The sequence below is a fragment of the Phenylobacterium sp. genome (genome assembly GCF_028290885.1).
Taxonomy (GTDB): Bacteria; Pseudomonadota; Alphaproteobacteria; order Caulobacterales; family Caulobacteraceae; genus Phenylobacterium.
Map to the genome: position 1 here is coordinate 1 of NZ_JAQGIZ010000156.1, position 16629 is coordinate 16629.

The following is a 16629-nucleotide window of genomic DNA, read 5'->3' on the forward strand; positions in this document are numbered from 1 at the left end:
CTCGATGGGCTATGGCGGGGTGCCGTTCGAGATCGTCTGGAAGAGCCGCAAGGTCGACAAGCCCTCGATCGTCGCCATCTGCGACGTCTCCAAGTCGGTGGCCGCCGCCGCCCAGTTCCTGCTGACCTTCCTCTACTCGCTGAACGAGGTGGTTGACCGCCTGGACGCCTTCGCCTTCTCCGGCCGGCTGATCCCGGTGAACGCCATCCTCGACGAGAACGGCGTCGAGGGCGCGATCCTCAAGGTGCTGCAGACCATCGGCTTCCAGCAGACCGACTATGGCAAGGCGCTGGAGGACTTCTGCGAGAACCACCTCGACCGCGTCGACCGCCACACCACGGTGATCTTCCTGGGCGACGGCCGCTCCAATTTCGCCGACCCGCGGCTCGACCTGATGCACCTGATCCAGCAGCGCGCCCGCGCCGTCATCTGGCTGAACCCCGAGCCCGAGAGCTACTGGGGCCAGGGCGACAGCGTCATGCACCGCTACGAGCGCTTCACCCACGTCGCCAAGACCTGCAACACGCTGGGCCAGCTGGAACGCATCATCGAGGACGTGCTCCGGACTTATTCCGCACACTGATCGTAAAAAATCCGCTCCTCCTCGCGAAGGCGAAGACCCACACAGCGCGTCCGCCCGCCCAGGCGCATCAGGCACAGCTTCAGCCTCGGTCCGTAGCTGACCGCGTACTGAAACGACTCCGTCTGTTTGTTCATGTTTTGTTCTTGAGTTCCTTTCGGCCCTGTAGAGCCGGCTGACGGAGCGCCCCTCGACTTCGTCCGAGAGATCGACCGAAGGCCTTCCACGAGTCTGCCGCCAGGGTTCCCAGGCGATAGCGATCAAGACGACAATGGCGCCCAGATCGAGACGTAGGGCGCGATGTGCCACGCGGGCCAGTCGGCGACGCCGCCGTGCGCCAGCCCTTGTTCGGCCAGATAGCGCTCGACCTCCGTGCGTCGCTTGAGAACCCATGCCTCTTCGTCGTCGTCGGTGAAATCGGCGCTCACCAGCTATCCACCCACCGTAGCTTCTTCTCCGTGCGCGGCGGGATCGGCGGCAGGGCCTTCAGGCCGGCCATGATCCACTTGCGCGTGTCGGCCGGGTCGATGACGTCATCGAGCGCCGGGCTCGTCGCCTGCGACATTGCCTTGCCGCGCGCATAGGCGGCGGCGACCATCTCGTCGAACTTCGCCTTGCGGGCGACCGGGTCCTCGATGGCCGCCAGCTCGTTGCGGTAGCCGAGCTTCACCGAGCCTTCCAGCCCCATGCCGCCGAACTCGCCCGTCGGCCAGGAGACGCAGAACATCGCCGCCTGGTAGCTGCCGCCGGTCATGGCGATCGCGCCCAGGCCGTACGACTTTCGCAGGATCACCGAGAAGATCGGCACAGTCAGGTTCGCGCCGATCACGAACAGCCGCGAGCAGTGGCGGATCAGGCCGGTCTTCTCCGCCTCCGGCCCCACCATGTTGCCGGGCGTGTCGGAGAGCGACAGGACGGGGATGTCGAAGGCCTCGCAGAGCTGCAGGAAGCGGGCGGCCTTGTCCGAAGCGTCACTATCGATCGCCCCGCCGATGTGCATCGGATTGTTGGCGAACACCCCCATCGGCCGGCCCTCGACGCGGATGAAGGCGGTGACCATGGCCAGGCCGAACTTGGGCCTAAGCTCCAGCACGCTGCCGTCGTCGGCGATCAACTCGATCAGCTTACGGATGTCGTAGACCCGCAGGCGGTTTTCCGGGATCGCGCGGCGCAGCAGGCGCTGGTCCGCGCAGGCCCAGTCGGGGAGTGGCCCCTGGAAGTAAGCGAGGTACTTCTTGGCCACCGCCACGGCTTCGGCCTCGTCCTCTACCAAGACGTCGATAGTGCCGTTGGCCTGCATGACCTTGATCGGGCCGATCTCCTCGGGGCGGAACACGCCCAGGCCGCCGCCCTCCACCATGGCCGGGCCGCCCATGCCGAGCGCCGAGTCCTTGGTGGCGATGATCACGTCGCAGCAGCCGAGGATGGCGGCGTTGCCGGCGAAGCAGCGGCCGGAGTTGATGCCCACCAGCGGTACGGCGCCGGAGAGCTTGCCCCAGTATTCGAAGCCGCGAGTGAAGCCGCCGCCCTCGGTGTCGCCGGGTCGCCCTCCGCCGCCTTCGGTGAAGAACACCGTCGGCAGGCGCCAGCGCAGCGCCAGCTCCGCCATCCGGTCGAGCTTCCAGTGGTTGTTGCCCCCCTGGGTGCCGGCCAGCACCGTGTAGTCGTAGGCGAAGACCGCCGTGCGCGCCCGGTCCTCCGGAAAGCGGTCCCCGTTCACCGAGGCCAGGCCCATCAGCATGCCGTCGGCCGGCGTCGTGGCGATCAGCTCCTCAAGGCTGTGGCGACGCCGCCGGGCCGCCACCACCAGCGGGCCGTACTCGACGAAGCTGCCCGGATCGACCAGGTCGGCGATGTTCTCGCGCGCCGTCCTCTGGCCGGTCTTGCGCCGCCGGGCCACGGCTTCGGGCCGCGCCTCGTCCAGGGTGCGGCCATGACGCTCCAGCACCTCAGCCAGGTCGGGGCGGATGAAATCCAGGTCGACGGCCTCCTCCTCGGCGCCCCCGCCGCCGGCGATCTCCGCCTCCTCCAGGAAGGCCAGCGGATGGTCTTCGAAGACCGTGTCGCCGGCCCCCACAGTGATCTGGCGCACGATGCCGGAGACCTCGGCGGCGATCACGTGCTCCATCTTCATGGCTTCCATGATCATCAAGGCCTGGCCGGCGCGCACCTGGTCGCCGACCGCCACCGAGACATTGATCACCGTGCCCTGCAGCGGCGCGCGCAGCGGCCGGGTCCCTTCCGGTCCCTCGGGCTCTTCTTCCTCCGTAGGCTGATCGACCTCCTGCTTGCCGAGCGCCAGCACCGCCAGCGGGTCGGCCGCATCGACCTGGTAACCCACCTTCTGGGACGCTGACGGCGCGACGCCGCGGGCGGCGGCGTCGAAATAGAGCTTCGGATGGGCCTCGGGCGCGCCGGTCAGCTCGCCCATGTGCTCCTCGATGAAGCGGGTGTGCACCTCGCCCGCCGCCACCGCCGGCAGGGCCAGGAGATTCTGCAGGAAGGTGATGTTGGCGGCCGAGCCCTCGATGCGGAATTCGCTGAGCGCCCTGTAAGCCTTGGCCACCGCGCGGCTGAGGCCGCCTGCGCCCGCGTGCACGATGAGCTTGGCGAGCAGGCTGTCGAACCGCGCGCTGGTGCGGTAGCCGGCATAGCCGAAGCCGTCGACCCGCACCCCCGGCCCCGAGGGCGGTTCGAAAGCGGTGAGCGTCCCGCCCGCCGGCTTGGCCGAGCCATCGGCCGCCATGGTCTCCAGGTTCACGCGCACCTGCACCGCGTGGCCGCGCGGCGCCGGCACGTCGCCCTGGGTCAGCCGCAGCTCCGCCAGCGACCGGCCCGCGGCGATCTGCAGCTGCAGGCGGACGAGGTCGAGGCCGGTGACCTCCTCGGTGACCGTGTGCTCCACTTGCAGCCGCGCATTACCCTCGATGAAGACGAAGCGGCCCCCCTCCACCAGGAACTCCATGGTCCCCAGGCTCCTGTAGCCGGCCGCCTCCCCCAGGCCGACGCCGGCCGCGAACAGCTTCTCGCGCAAGGCCATCGGCAGCATGTCGGCGGGCGCGATCTCCACCACCTTCTGCCGCTGGCGCTGCAGGCTGCACTCGCGGTCCCAGAGGTGGCTGATCGACGCCCCGTCGCCTACGATCTGCACCTCGATGTGCCGGGCGCGCGGCAGGAACTGCTCGACATAGAGGTCGCCGTTGCCGAACGCCGCCTTGGCCTCCGAGGCGCAGCGCTCGAAGGCGGCCGCCAGCTCGGAAGCTTCCATCACTGGCCGCATCCCGCGCCCGCCGCCGCCGGCCACCGCCTTGACCATCACCGCCCCGCCCTTGCCAAGGCCCGCGAAGAACGCCTTGGCCTGCTCCAGCGTCGTCGGCCCGTCGGTGCCCGGCAGGACCGGAACGCCGCACTGCTGGGCCAGCGCCCGGGCGCGGCCCTTGTCGCCGAACAGCTCCAGCGTCTCCGGCGTCGGCCCGACGAAAGTCAGTCCCGCCTCGGCGCAGGCCCGCGCGAAGGCCGCGTTCTCCGACAGGAAGCCGTAGCCCGGATGCACGGCGTCGCAGCCAGCGGCCTTCGCCGCTGCGACCACCTGGGCGATATCGAGATAGGCCGCCGGGCCGGAGCCCTTCAGCGCCACGGCCTCGTCGGCCTTGCGCGTGTGCAGCGAGGCCGCGTCGTCCTCGGAGTACACCGCCACCGTGGGCACGCCCATCTCCGCGGCGGTGCGCGCGATGCGGACGGCGATCTCGCCCCGGTTGGCGATCAGCAACTTGTTCACGTGGCAGAACTCCCGCGCGGTCTCTGGCCGCCTCGGGACATCATGCCGACCGGGACGTCAGGACCAAGCGGATTCGAGGCCCGGGTACGCGCGGGCCAGTTGCTCCCCCGTTGGGGAGCTGTCAGCGAAGCTGACTGAGGGGGTCCTCAACGATGTGAGCGGACCCCCTCCGGCCCTTCGGGCCACCTCCCCCGAAAGGGGAGGAATTCCGTCCTACGTCTTCAGCTGGCTCGTATCGATCGGCAACGAGCGGATGCGTTTGCCCGTCGCCGCGAAGATGGCGTTGCACAGCGCCGGGATCGCCGGCGGCAGGGCCGGCTCGCCCAGGCCGGTCGGCGGATAGTCGGTGATCACGAACTTCACCTCCACCGGCGGGGAGTCGGCCATCCGCAGCAGCGGATAGTCGGCGAAGTTGCTCTGCACCGCCGCGCCGTTCTCGATGGTGATCTTCTGGAACAGCGCGTGGGAAAGCCCCTCGATCGCCGCCCCCTGCACCTGGTTGAGCGCGCCGGCCGGATTGACGATCTGGCGGCCCACGTCGGCGGCGATCCACACCTTCTCGACCTTGACCGCGCCGCTGGCGGCGACCTTGGCCTGCACGACCTCCGCGAAATAGCCGGCGTGGCTGAAGTGGAAGGCGACGCCCATGCCCGTGCCCTTGGGCAGCTTGGCGCGGCCGGCCCAGCCGGACATCTTCTCCACCGCCGCCAGCACCCCCTTCATGCGCCCGGCGTTGTAGATCGCCGGCGCCTCGCCCACCGTCGGCTTGTCGCCCAACAGCTTCATGCGGAAGGCCAGCGGGTCGGCTCCCGCCGCATGCGCCAGCTCGTCGATGAAGCCCTGGTTGACGAAGGCGATGGCGTTGGACCCCGGCGCCCGCAACGGCCCGGTCGGAACGCCCAGCGGCTGGGTCGACTGGTCGATCCTCAAGTTGGGCACGAAGCGGCTGGGGAACTCGGTCCCGGCCATGCCGGCGCTCGACGCCAAGGTGTCGCCGTCGCCGAAGGTCACGAAGTGGTCCTGCCAGGCCACGACATTGCCGGCCGCATCCACGCCGCCTTTGAAGTAGTGGTAGCCGGCGGGCCGGTAGAAGTCGTGGTGCATGTCGTCTTCGCGGGTCCACAAGAGCTTGACCGGCGCGCCGGCCTCCCGCGCGATCCAGGCGGCTTCCACCATGTAGTCGTTGGAGAGCCGGCGCCCGAAGCCGCCGCCGCAGCGGGTCATGTGGACGGTGATGTCCTCCGGCTTGATGCCCAGCGTCGAGGCCACCAGCTGGCGGCCGGGCTCGGGGTTCTGGGTCGGGGCCCAGATCTCCATCTTGCCGTCCTTGAACTGCGCCGTGCAGTTCTGCGGCTCCAGCGGGGTGTGCGCCAGGAAGGGATAGGCGTAGGCCGCCTCGACGGTCTTGGCCGCGCCCTTCAGGGCCGCATCGACGTCGCCGTCCTTGCGCAGGCTCTTCATCGGCGGGCCGGCGGCGAGCTCGGCGGCGCGCTTGTCGAAGCCGGCCGTGCTCTGCTTGGAGGTGGGGTGGTCCGCCCACTGGGTGTTCAGCGCATTGCGGCCCTTGCGCGCCGCCCACCAGCTGTCGCCGACCACCGCCACGCCGGGCAGCAGGCCGCTGAGATTCGTCCCGCCCTCGACCGCGAACACCTTGCGCACGCCCTTGACCGCGCGGGCGGCGTCCAGGTCGGCCTTCGCTGCCTTGGCCCCGAACACCGGCGCCTTCTCGTAGGTGGCGTAGAGCATCCCCGGCATCCGGACGTCGATGCCGAACAGCGGCTGGCCGGTGACGATCTTCTTGACGTCGTACTGCGGCGTCGCCTTGCCGATGATCTTGTAGTCCTTGGCGTCCTTCAGCGGGATGGTCTTGGGATCCGGAACGGGGATACCGGCGCATTGGCCGGCCAGCGCGCCATAGGTCGCTTTGCGGCCGGTCGAGACATGGATCACCTGGCCGGCGCTGGTTTTGCACTCGCCCGCCGGGCAGTTCCAGGCGACGGCCGCGGCGCTGACCAGCATGGCGCGGGCCACCGCGCCTACGCGCCGCAGCTCGTCCCAGTTCATCGGCGTGGCCAGGCTGCCGCCGGCGAACTGGCGGCCATAGAGCTTGGGATCGTTGTCGGCCTGTTCGATGCGGACGTTTTCCCAGGCGACGTCCAGTTCCTCGGCGATGATCATCGGCAGGCTGGTCTTGATGCCCTGACCGACCTCAGGGTTCTTGCCCATGATGGTGACGATGCCGTTGGGCGCCACGCGGACGTAGGCGTTGAGCGCCGAGGCGCCGGCCGTCTCCGCGGCCTCGGCCTTAGCCGCGACGCGGAAGGAGAGCACCAGGCCCCCCGCGACGACGGAAGCCTTCAAGAGGTCGCGCCGCGAGGCGCCCCCACTTGTGAGGACTGGGAGTGCCAGGGTCATGGTCTCACGCCTTCTCGTGCTGGCCGGACGCCAGCTTGATGGCCGCGCGGATGCGCGTGTAGGTGGCGCAGCGGCAGATGTTGCTCATCGCCGCGTCGATGTCGGCGTCGGTGGGCTGGGGTTTCGCGCCCAGCAGCGCGGTGGCCGCCATGATCTGGCCGGGCTGGCAGTAGCCGCACTGGGCGACGTCCAGCTCCATCCAGGCGGCCTGCACCTTCTTGCCGATCGGGTGGTCCGCCATGGACTCGATGGTCGAGACCTTGGCCGCGCCGACCGAGGAGACCGGCATCAGGCAGCTGCGCACCGGCTTGCCGTCGATGTGCACGGTGCAGGCGCCGCACTGGCCGATCCCGCAGCCGTACTTGGGGCCCAGAATCCCCAGGGTGTCTCGCAGCGTCCAGAGCAGCGGGGTGTCCGGATCGACGTCGGCTTCCCGGACCTTGCCGTTGACGCTGAGCTTGAATGTCATGGCTGCGTTCCCTTGGACCTGGAGATGTAAGGCCGCTCCCCCTTTGGGGGCAAGGGCGGGCGTCTCAGTCCGGCTGCGCCACCGGGAACGCCACCCGGGCCTGGAACCCTTGCGGCTCGAAGCTGAACTTCACATCGCCGCCCTGATTGCGCAGCACCTGGCTCAGCAGGCGCGTGCCGAATCCGCGGCTGTTCGACGGCTTGACTTCGGGGCCGCCCGTCTCGCGCCAGGCGAAGGCCGCCCGATCCTCGGGGGCGTCGTCGAGCGCGATCCTCACCCGCCCGGCCCGGTTGGAGAGCGCGCCATACTTGACGGCGTTGGTGGCCATCTCGTGCAGCAGCAGCCCCATGCCGACCGCCATCTCGCCGCGGATGGTGACGCCGGCGAAGTCGTCGTCGAGGTCGAAGCGTGTCTGGCCGAAGGGGGCCACCGCCTGGTCGATCACGTCCGCCAGGTTCACCGGCCCCCCGCCCGAGGCGGTCACCAGGTCTTGCGAATTGGCCATGGCCTGCAGGCGGGCCATCAGCAACTCCTCGAAGCCCTCGACAGTCGCCTGGCCGCGCGCCGTCTGGCCGACGATGGCCATGATCACCGCGATGCCGTTCTTCAACCGGTGCGCCAGCTCGCCCATCAGCAGCGCCCGGCGCTCCTCCGCTTGCTTGCTCGCGGTGACGTCGAGGGAGGTGCCCACCACCAGCCGCGGCCCGCCGTCCGGGTCCTTCGCCACCCGCGCGTTCGCCAGGATCCAGCGCGTCTCGCCCGCCGGCGTCACGACGCGGTGCTCGATCGAATAGTCGCCGCCATCCGGCTTGTCTCGCGCCGACTGGAAGGCGGCCTGGACGGACTCGACGTCGTCGGGATGCACCAGCGCGAGGTAGCGCTCGATGGTCACCTCTTCGTGCGGCCTAAGCCCGAACAGCGCCTTGTTGCGGTCCGACCAGGTCACCTTGCCGGCCTCGATGTCCCACTCCCAGAACCCGAGGCCGGTGGCCTCGACCGCCACCTCCATCCGATGGCGCTGCTCCTGCAGCTCTGCGGCGATCTGCCGGCGGTCGGTGACGTCGACCTGCAACCCGTCCCACAGCACCGCGCCGTCAGGTCGGTGGCGCGGCATCGAGACGATGCGGTGCCAGCGCACCTGGCCATCAGGCCGGCGCATGGCGATCTCGATGTCGAAGGGCTGCATCTTCTCCAGCGCCACAGCCTCCGCCGCGTCGAAGGCGGCGCGGTGTTCGGGCAGGATCAGGTTGTAGAGCGTGGATGCGTCGGCCATGGCGATCTCGGCCGGGACGCCGTTCACCGCCAGGCAGCGCTGGCCCACGAAGGTGAAGCGCCGCGAGCCGTCCGCCGTGGCCTCGAGCTCGTACGCCATGCCGAGCGCGCTGGCGTCGGCCGCCGACCGCACGATCGGGTCTCCACCGCTCAGCTCTTTGCCCGTGACGCCCACTGGACTTCGCGCACCCCGCCCAACCGGACCGCAATCTGTCGCGGTAACGCGGGTCCGGCAATACCAGAAGTAATATGGTTAGCCGCGCATAACTTGTGCGGCGGATCGCCCTAAGGTCTCCGTCTCAAGGCTTGGGCAGCACCACCACGGCATCGGGCAGTTCGTTCGGATTGTCGCCGGGACGCTGCGGGAATTTCTCGGCCAGGACGTCGGCGCACAGCCCGATGGCCGCGGCGAACCCCGCCTCCTGCTGGCCGCGCCTCAGGCCCTCGGTCAGGGCGGCCATGGCGCGGTCCCAGACGTGGGGCTCGACGTGTTCGGCGATGCCGTCGTCGGCGATCAGCTCGGCCATCCGCTCGCCCAGCGAGACGAAGATCAGCACCCCCGTCCGCTCGCGGGTCAGATGCAGGTTCTTGGCGACGAACTGTTCGGCGGCGCGCCGGCGCACGCGCAGGCGCTTCAGGCTTCCGGGCGTCAGCGCGCGGCGCACCGGCGGGATCGAGACGATGACCGCGGTTAGCACGAACAGCACGACCTGCAGCGCGATGGCGCCGAGCAGCGCCCGGCGGACCGCGGACTCCACCGCCGCACCCACCTGCGAGGCGCTCCAGGTGGAGAACAGGTCCGGGATGGTCACATGCACCCCGGCCAGCAGCAGCAGCGCGGGACCCAGCAGGGCGACGCCGGCCGCCCAGGCAATGGCCGTCTCGCCGTAGTGCGAGCTCTCCTCGGTGACCACGCAATAGATTTCGCCGGTGGTGCGCGCCTCGGCCTGGCGCACCGCCGCCTCAATGGCCGCAAGCTCGGAGGGGGACAGGGTCTTCATCACCAGCTCCCCGAAGATCCGCCGCCGCCGAAGGAGCCGCCGCCGCCGGAGAAGCCGCCCCCTCCGCCGCCGCCGAAGCCGCTGCCGCCGCCGCCACCGCGCCCGCCGCCCAAGAACAGGAACGGCAGCCACCACAGGCCGCCACCGCCGCGCCGGCCGCCGCCGCGCAGCAGGCTGGAGACCACCCAGATGATCACCACGATGATCAGCAGGACCGGTATGTGCGCGCCGCCGCCCTGGTCGCGAGCCTGCGCCCGGGGTTGGGCGGCGGCCTGCGCGACATTGGCCTTGGCCTGGTCTTCCGGCAGGGCCAGCTGGGCGATCAGCGCCTCGGCGCCGTCGACGACGCCCTGCTCCATGCGGCCCTGCTTGAACTGCGGCAGCACCTTCTGCTGCAGGATCACGCTGGTCAGCGCGTCGGTCAGCACCGGCTCCAGGCCATAGCCGACCTCGATGCGGACCTTGTGCTCCTTGGGGGCCACCAGCAGGATCGCCCCGTCGCTGACGCCCTTGCGGCCGAGCTGCCAGGCGCGGCCGAGCTGGTAGCCGTAGTCCTCGATTTCATAGCCCTGCAGGTCGGGGACCGTGGCCACCACCAGCTGGTGGCCGGTCTGGGCCTCCAGGTTCGCCAGCTCGCTGTCCAGCTTCTGCGTCGTGGCGGGCGACAGCATGTGAGCGTCGTCGACCACCCGGCCGGTCAGAGCCGGGAACTTGGGGACGGCCGCAAAGGCGGCCCCCGCAAAGGCGAAGAGCGCCAGGACCGCGATCAACACCCCTCCCCCGCCGCGGAAGAGGGCGCGAGGGGCGTTCGTCACTTCGTCGCCGGCGCCGCCGGCGGCGGGCTGCCAGGCGCCGTGCCGGACGGAGCCGGCGGCGGGGTGGTGTCGAAGCTGACGGTCGGCGCGCCCTGGGCGGTCGCCGCAGCGGCGAACAGCTGCATCGGCTTGGCGTCGCCATGCAGGGTCTTGGCCCAGAGGAGCTGCGGGAAGGTCACCAGCGTGGTGTTGTAGCCCTGGACGCTGTCATTGTAGTCGCGCCGGGCGATGGCGATCCGGTTCTCGGTGCCTTCGAGCTGGCTCTGCAAGGCCAAGAAGTTCTGATTGGACTTCAGGTCCGGGTACTTCTCCTGGATCAGCATCAGCCGCCCGAGCACGCCGGACAGCTTGTCCTGCGCCTGCTGGTATTGTTGGAACTGCGCCGGATTGGTGATGGTCGAGGCGTCGACCTTGACCTGGGTGGCGGAGGCGCGCGCCTCAGTCACCTCGACGAGGGTGCTCTTCTCCTGAGCCGCGTAGCCCTTCACGGTGTTCACGAGGTTGGGGATCAGGTCGGCGCGGCGCTGGTACTGGTTCTGCACCTCCGCCCACTTGCTCTGGGCCGCAAGGCTCTTGGTGGGGATGGTGTTGTAGCCGCAGCCGGCGACGATCAGCGGCGCGAGCACTATCAGGGCTACGCGCGCGAGGCGGGTCTTGAAACGGGTCACGTGGATCTGTCTCCCCCAAAGGCTCGTCATCGAGCTTGGTCGTGGCCCTATTTGGCCCTGTCGTCGATCCCGCGCAACGCCGGTCCGCATGACGTTTCCGTAAGGCGGCGGCTGGGCTGGGCGCGAAACCGCAAGTGTCTTCCCCCGGTACAGGGGAAGCGGCCCGACAGCCGCTTGGTTGGAGGGTCGATGGGGGAAGTCGAACGGCAGAAGATACTTCCCCCACTGTCGCCCGGCCTTCGGCCATTGGCGACATTTCCCCCGTGCCGGGGGAAGCCAGGGAGCTACGTCCTGGTCGCGAACTCGGCGTCGCCGGTGGCGGCCACCACCTGGTCGTCGAAGCTGGCGTGGGCGGAGGTGTAGAGGTGGCGGTAGAGCCCGTCGCGCGCCATCAACTGGTCGTGCCCGCCCTGCTCCAGGATGCGGCCTTGGCTCAGCACGATGATCCGGTCGGCGTCACGGATAGTCGCCAGGCGGTGGGCGATGACCATGCACGTGCGGCCGGCGAACAGCACCTTCAGCGCCTTCTGGATGGCCTGCTCGGTGAAGCTGTCGATGTTGGCGGTAGCCTCGTCGAGGATCAGGATCTGCGGGTCGGCGACCAGCGCGCGGGCAAACGAGATCAGCTGCCGCTGGCCCATGGAGAGGTTCCGCCCGCGCTGGCCGAGCTGGGTCTCGTAGCCCTCCGGCAGGCGCATGATGAAGTCGTGGGCCGACACCGCCTTGGCCGCGGCGACCACGTCCTCGCGGGTTGCGCCCTCGGTGTTGTAGCGGACGTTCTCCGCGATCGTGCCGGTGAACAGGAACGGCTCCTGCAGCACCATGCCGATGGTCCGGCCGAGGCTGTCGAGGGTGACGTCGCGCACGTCCTTTCCGCCCACCAGCACCTGGCCCTGGTCGGCCTCGTAGAAGCGGTGGGTGAGCGCGATGATCGAGGTCTTGCCCGACCCCGTCGGGCCCACCAGCGCCACCACCTCGCGGGGCCGCACGCTGAAGGTCACGTCGTGCAAGATCGGCCGCTTGGGATCGTAGCCGAAGGTCACGTGCTTGAACTCGACCGTCGGCTCGACGCCGCTCAGCGCCTGGGCGCCGGGCTTGTCCGTGATGGTCACCGGCACGTCCAGCACCTCGAAGATGCGGTGCGCCGCGGCCATCGCCCGCTGCATGATGGTGTACTGCATGGAGAGCATGCGCACCGGATCGAAGAACCGCTGCACATAGAGCACGAAGGTCACCATGACGCCCACGTCCAGCCGCCCGCCCAGCACTGCCTCGCCGCCCACCAGGATGACGATGGCCATGGCGACGCCGGTCAGCACGTCGACGGTCGGCACCATGATCTGGCTGAGCCAGGAGGCGTGCGCCTGGGCCTTGAAGTTCTCGATCGCCTTTTCGGAATAGAGCTCGAAGTTGACCTGCTCGCGCCGGGTCTCCTGCACCGTGCGCACGCCGTTGATGTTCTCGGCCAGCGCCGAGTTGGCGGTGGAGGAGGCGTCGCGGGCGACGCGGAAGCTGACCTTCGAATAGGGCAGCCAGACCGCGCGGATCAGGATCAGCGCCGGCAGCACGGTGAGCGTCAGCAGCCCGAGCTTCAGGTCCAGCGTGAGCAGCACCACCGAGATGCCGACCAGCACCACGAGGTCGCCCAGTGCGCCGGTCGAGCTCTCCAGGAACTCCTGCAGCGAGTTCACGTCCCCCTGCAGCCGCGACATGATCCGGCCGACATGGGTCTTGTCCATGAACGACAGCGAAACGTCCTGGAAGTGGGCGAACATGCTTCGACGGATATCGAAGATTACCCGCTGCGCCAGGCGTGAGGACAGCATCTGCTCGAGGAAGAACATGGCCACGAACACCGCCGCGGCGACGGCGAAGGCGATCAGGTTGCGGTTCAGCGCGGCGGTGTCATGCCGCGTGGCGCTGGCGATCACCCGGCCGATCACCAGCGGCAGGGTCACCTGCGACAGCGCCGACAGCAGGACCGCGGCCTGGGCGACGAGCACCGCCGTCCGGTGCGGCTTCAGGTAGGCCATGAAGCGCCGCGCCACGCGCGGATCGAAGATGCCGAAGACGTCGTCGCCCTCGCTCGATCCGAGTGACGCGCGGGGCGCACGGCGCGGGGCGGGGGCGGGGGCGGCCTCGCTCACACCCCGGCCTCCTGCCTCAGGGCCGCAGGATTGACCACGGCCTGCTCCAGGTCTGAGGCCGCCCGGCTCTGCAGTTCGTAAAGCTCGGCGTAGGTCCCGCCGGCGGCCAGCAGCGCCGCATGGTCGCCGCGCTCCACCACCCTGCCATCGTCCAGCACGACGATCTCGTCGGCGTGCATCAGCGAGGACAGGCGGTGGGCGATGATGATGGTGGCCTTGGTCCGCGTGGCATGGGCGAGGCCGTCGCGGACCTTGCGCTCGGTGACCGCGTCGATGGCTGCGGTCGAGTCGTCGAAGATCATGATCCCCGGCCCCGGCACCACGCCGCGGGCGATGCTCATCCGCTGCCGCTGGCCGCCGGAGAGCGCCACGCCGCGCTCGCCGACGCGCGTGTCATAGGCCTCCGGCAGGGCGGCGATATGTTCGTGGATCTGGGCGGTCTTGGCGGCGCCGACGATCCGCTCGTCCTCCGCCCAGGGATCGGCGTAGGCGACGTTGTGGCCCACCGAGGCGTCGAACAGGAACGCCTCCTGCTGCACCAGGCCGACGTATTCCCGCAAGCTCGCCAGGGTCACCTCGCGGATGTCGGCGCCGTCGATGGTGATCCGCCCGCCGGTCACGTCGTAGAAGCGCGGCGCGAGGTTGGCGATGGTCGACTTGCCCGACCCCGGCGGACCCACGATCCCGAGCGTCCGGCCCGGCCGCACCTCGAAGCTGATGTCGGACAACACCTGCTTGCCGCCGCGGTCGTAGCGGAAGTCCACGTGCTCGAATCGCAGCACGCCCTGCGTCGGCGCGAGCGGCTTCGCGTCGGCTGCGTCGGCCACCTCCGGCTTGAGGTCCAGCACCTCGAACAGCCGCGCCCCCGACGAGGTCGCCCGCGCCGCCGAGTTGAAGATCATGGCGATCTGCCGGATCGGAGCCTGCAGGATGGTCAGGTAGGTAAGGAACTCCGTCAGCCGCCCGACGCTGATCTGCCCCGCCGCCACCTTGTGCCCGCCGTAGGCCAGCAGCAGGCCCTGCGAGGCGTAGAAGGAAAGCTGCATCGCCGAGACGCCGCGGAAGCGCAGCAGGATGCGCCTGTAGGCGAAGGCCAGGGCCGCATTCCCGGCGGTGTCGAACTTGCCCATCTCGAAGCGCTTGCCGGCAAAGGCGCGCACCACCCGGATGCCCTGCAGGTTCTCTTCCATGGTCAGTGTCAGCGCCGACATCAGCTGCTGCACCTTCAGCCAGGTGACGCGGAGCAGGAACCCCATCCGCGCCAGCGCGAAGCCCGCGATCGGAACGAAGCCCAGGCCGATGGCCGCCATCACGGGATCGGTGGCGATCATCATGTAGCTGGTGAAGCCGAGCAGCAGGACCAGCGAGGCGGCCTGCAGCATCCCCTGCTGGATGAAGATCCGCGTGCCCTCCAGGTCGAGCATCCCGCGAGTGATCAGGTCGCCGGAGTGGATCTTGTCGTGGAAGCCGAACGACAGCCGCTGCAGTTGCTGGAAGAACTGCAGGCGCAGGTCCAGCGCCACCTGCTGGCTCAGGTACTCGCCCTGGTAGCCGGCCGCCATGGTCAGGAAGCCGCGCATGACGGTGGCCAGGATCACCAGGCCGGCGCTGATCAACAGCGCATGGCGCGCGGCGTCGGCGAGAGCGCCCCCGCCCGACAGGAGGTGGGTCGCCTGGTCCACCGAACGCCCGAACAGCCGCGGCAGCGTCAGGCTGGCGGCCGCCGCGCCGATGGTCAGGAAGACGGTGAGCGTCAGCCGCCCCGGATAGCGGAACGACAGCCGCGCGATGCGCGCCAGCACCGAGGGCATGGCGGCAACGTCCACGGTCGGCGCATCAGACGACGCCGCACCCCGCCCGGTGGGGGGCGAATCGCTCATCCCAGGTTTTCCATCTGCTGTGCCGCGTATTGTGAGGCGCCGAACCGCCGCGCGCCACCCATCCCTCCCAATTGTCGCCCGCTTTCTCTCGTGTGATGGTGCCGGGGAGGCCGCCGGGCAGCTCAAGGGCGCGGATCATTTCGTCCCGCCTTCCGGCGCTTCCAAAAGCATTCAGCGCGCCGCTCGCGATGAGGCGCCGGGAGGATTTGATGGACGATGTGAAGGAACGCGTGAGCCTCGACGACCAGCTGAACGCGGCGGCCATGACCGGCATGACGCTCGCCGTCTGGGCCGACCTGAAGCCCGACGCCGTGTTCATCCACGACCCCGACGGCAAGACCACGACCTTCGGCGAGGTCAACGCCAGCGCCAACCGCATCGTCCGCCTGCTGCGCCGGCACGGCCTGAAGGCCGGCGACGCCGTGGCCCTGGTCTGCTCCAACCGCGCCGAGTTCGTCGAGGTGCTGGCGGCTGCGCAACGCGGCGGCTGGCGGATCACGCCGGTCAACTGGCACCTGACCGCCGACGAGATCGCCTACATCGTCAACGACTGCGAAGCGAAGGCGGTGTTCTGCGAGCAGCGCGTGGCCGCGTCCGCCGCCGCCGTCGCCCAGTGCCCGGACGTCAAGGTGAAGGTCGCCATCGGCGGTCCGATCGAGGGCTTCCTGGACTACGCCCCGGCGCTCGCGCCCCTCGACGGCAGCGAGATCGACGACCCCGTCCTCGGCAACGCCATGATGTACACCTCAGGCACCACCGGGCGGCCGAAGGGGGTCTTCCGCGCCCAGCCGGTGATCCCCGTGCAGGGGCTCTACGCCATGCGCGGCTACGACCACGCCACCTCGGTGCAGCTCTGCGCGGGCCCCGCCTACCACGCCGCCCCGCTGGCCTTCGACGTGCGCGGGGCGATGGGCGCGGGCTGCCAGCTGGTGTTCATGGACAAGTGGGATTCCGAGCTCGCCCTGCGGCTGATCGCCGAGAAGCGGGTGACCCACCTGCACCTGGTGCCGATCATGTTCCAGCGGCTCCTGGCGGTTCCGGACGAGGTCAAGGCCAAGTACGACATCAGCCATGTGGTCTACATCGTCCACGGCGCCGCGCCCTGCCCGCCGGAGGTCAAGCTCGCCATGATCGAGTGGTTCGGCCCGGTGCTGAACGAGTACTACGCCGGCTCCGAGGGCGGCGCGGGCTTCGTGATCTCCGCCGAGGAATGGCTGAAGAAACCGGGCAGCGTCGGCAAGCGCCCGGCCCTGCTGGGCTCCAAGATCCTCGACGAGGCCGGGAACGAGTGCCCGCCCGGCGTGCCCGGAGGCATCTACCACCAGCTGCCGCCCGGCGGCGGCTTCACCTACTACAAGGACGAGGCCAAGACCCTGGCCAACCGGGTCGGCGACTACTTCACCAGGGGCGATGTGGGCTACTTCGACGAGGACGGCGACCTGTTCCTCACCGGCCGCAACGACGAGACCATCATCTCCGGCGGGGTGAACATCTACCCGCAGGAGGTCGACAACGAGCTGATCAAGCACGACGCCGTGGCCGATAGCTCCACCGTCGGCGCGCCGCACGACGAGTGGGGCGAACAGGTCAAGGCGGTGATCCTG

At 69.5% G+C, this 16629-nt stretch carries 12 protein-coding genes; 2 read left to right on the forward strand and 10 right to left on the reverse strand.

Translation table 11 applies throughout. The features are described from left to right. On the forward strand, nt 1-583 hold a 583-nt coding region (locus JWP28_RS10505), incomplete at its 5' end, for a VWA domain-containing protein (RefSeq protein WP_299542712.1). Nucleotides 584-840: 257 nt separating this feature from the next. Here the strand turns inward: JWP28_RS10505 and JWP28_RS10510 are convergent. The 10 genes from JWP28_RS10510 to JWP28_RS10555 form a co-directional block, all read right to left on the reverse strand. Beyond that, nucleotides 841-1008, reverse strand: coding sequence for a DUF4826 family protein (locus JWP28_RS10510; RefSeq protein ID WP_299542713.1), 168 nt, complete (start codon nt 1006-1008; stop codon nt 841-843). Then, a complete protein-coding gene (locus tag JWP28_RS10515; RefSeq protein WP_299542714.1) occupies nt 1005-4358 on the reverse strand; it encodes a carboxyl transferase domain-containing protein in 3354 nt (1117 codons plus the stop codon). Before JWP28_RS10515 ends, JWP28_RS10510 begins: the two co-directional genes overlap by 4 nt. 213 nt (nt 4359-4571) lie before the next feature. Beyond that, complete coding sequence (locus JWP28_RS10520; protein ID WP_299542715.1) at nt 4572-6773, reverse strand: xanthine dehydrogenase family protein molybdopterin-binding subunit; 2202 nt, start codon at nt 6771-6773, stop codon at nt 4572-4574. Nucleotides 6774-6777: 4 nt separating this feature from the next. Continuing rightward, complete coding sequence (locus JWP28_RS10525) at nt 6778-7242, reverse strand: (2Fe-2S)-binding protein (protein ID WP_299542716.1); 465 nt, start codon at nt 7240-7242, stop codon at nt 6778-6780. Between the two features lie 64 nt (nt 7243-7306). Beyond that, complete coding sequence (locus JWP28_RS10530; RefSeq protein ID WP_299542717.1) at nt 7307-8647, reverse strand: PAS domain-containing protein; 1341 nt, start codon at nt 8645-8647, stop codon at nt 7307-7309. 166 nt (nt 8648-8813) lie between these two features. Next, on the reverse strand, nt 8814-9515 hold the full coding sequence (locus tag JWP28_RS10535; protein ID WP_299542718.1) for a TPM domain-containing protein: 702 nt from the start codon (nt 9513-9515) through the stop codon (nt 8814-8816). After that, on the reverse strand, nt 9515-10288 hold the full coding sequence (locus tag JWP28_RS10540; protein ID WP_366143803.1) for a TPM domain-containing protein: 774 nt from the start codon (nt 10286-10288) through the stop codon (nt 9515-9517). Before JWP28_RS10540 ends, JWP28_RS10535 begins: the two co-directional genes overlap by 1 nt. A 38-nt stretch (nt 10289-10326) precedes the next feature. Beyond that, complete coding sequence (locus tag JWP28_RS10545; RefSeq protein WP_299542720.1) at nt 10327-10998, reverse strand: LemA family protein; 672 nt, start codon at nt 10996-10998, stop codon at nt 10327-10329. Between the two features lie 284 nt (nt 10999-11282). Beyond that, nucleotides 11283-13145, reverse strand: coding sequence for an ABC transporter ATP-binding protein (locus tag JWP28_RS10550; protein WP_299542721.1), 1863 nt, complete (start codon nt 13143-13145; stop codon nt 11283-11285). Beyond that, on the reverse strand, nt 13142-15025 hold the full coding sequence (locus JWP28_RS10555; RefSeq protein ID WP_299542722.1) for an ABC transporter ATP-binding protein: 1884 nt from the start codon (nt 15023-15025) through the stop codon (nt 13142-13144). Before JWP28_RS10555 ends, JWP28_RS10550 begins: the two co-directional genes overlap by 4 nt. Before the next feature lie 209 nt (nt 15026-15234). Between JWP28_RS10555 and JWP28_RS10560 the strand changes: the two genes are divergently transcribed. Next, on the forward strand, nt 15235-16629 hold a 1395-nt coding region (locus JWP28_RS10560; RefSeq protein ID WP_299542723.1), incomplete at its 3' end, for an AMP-binding protein.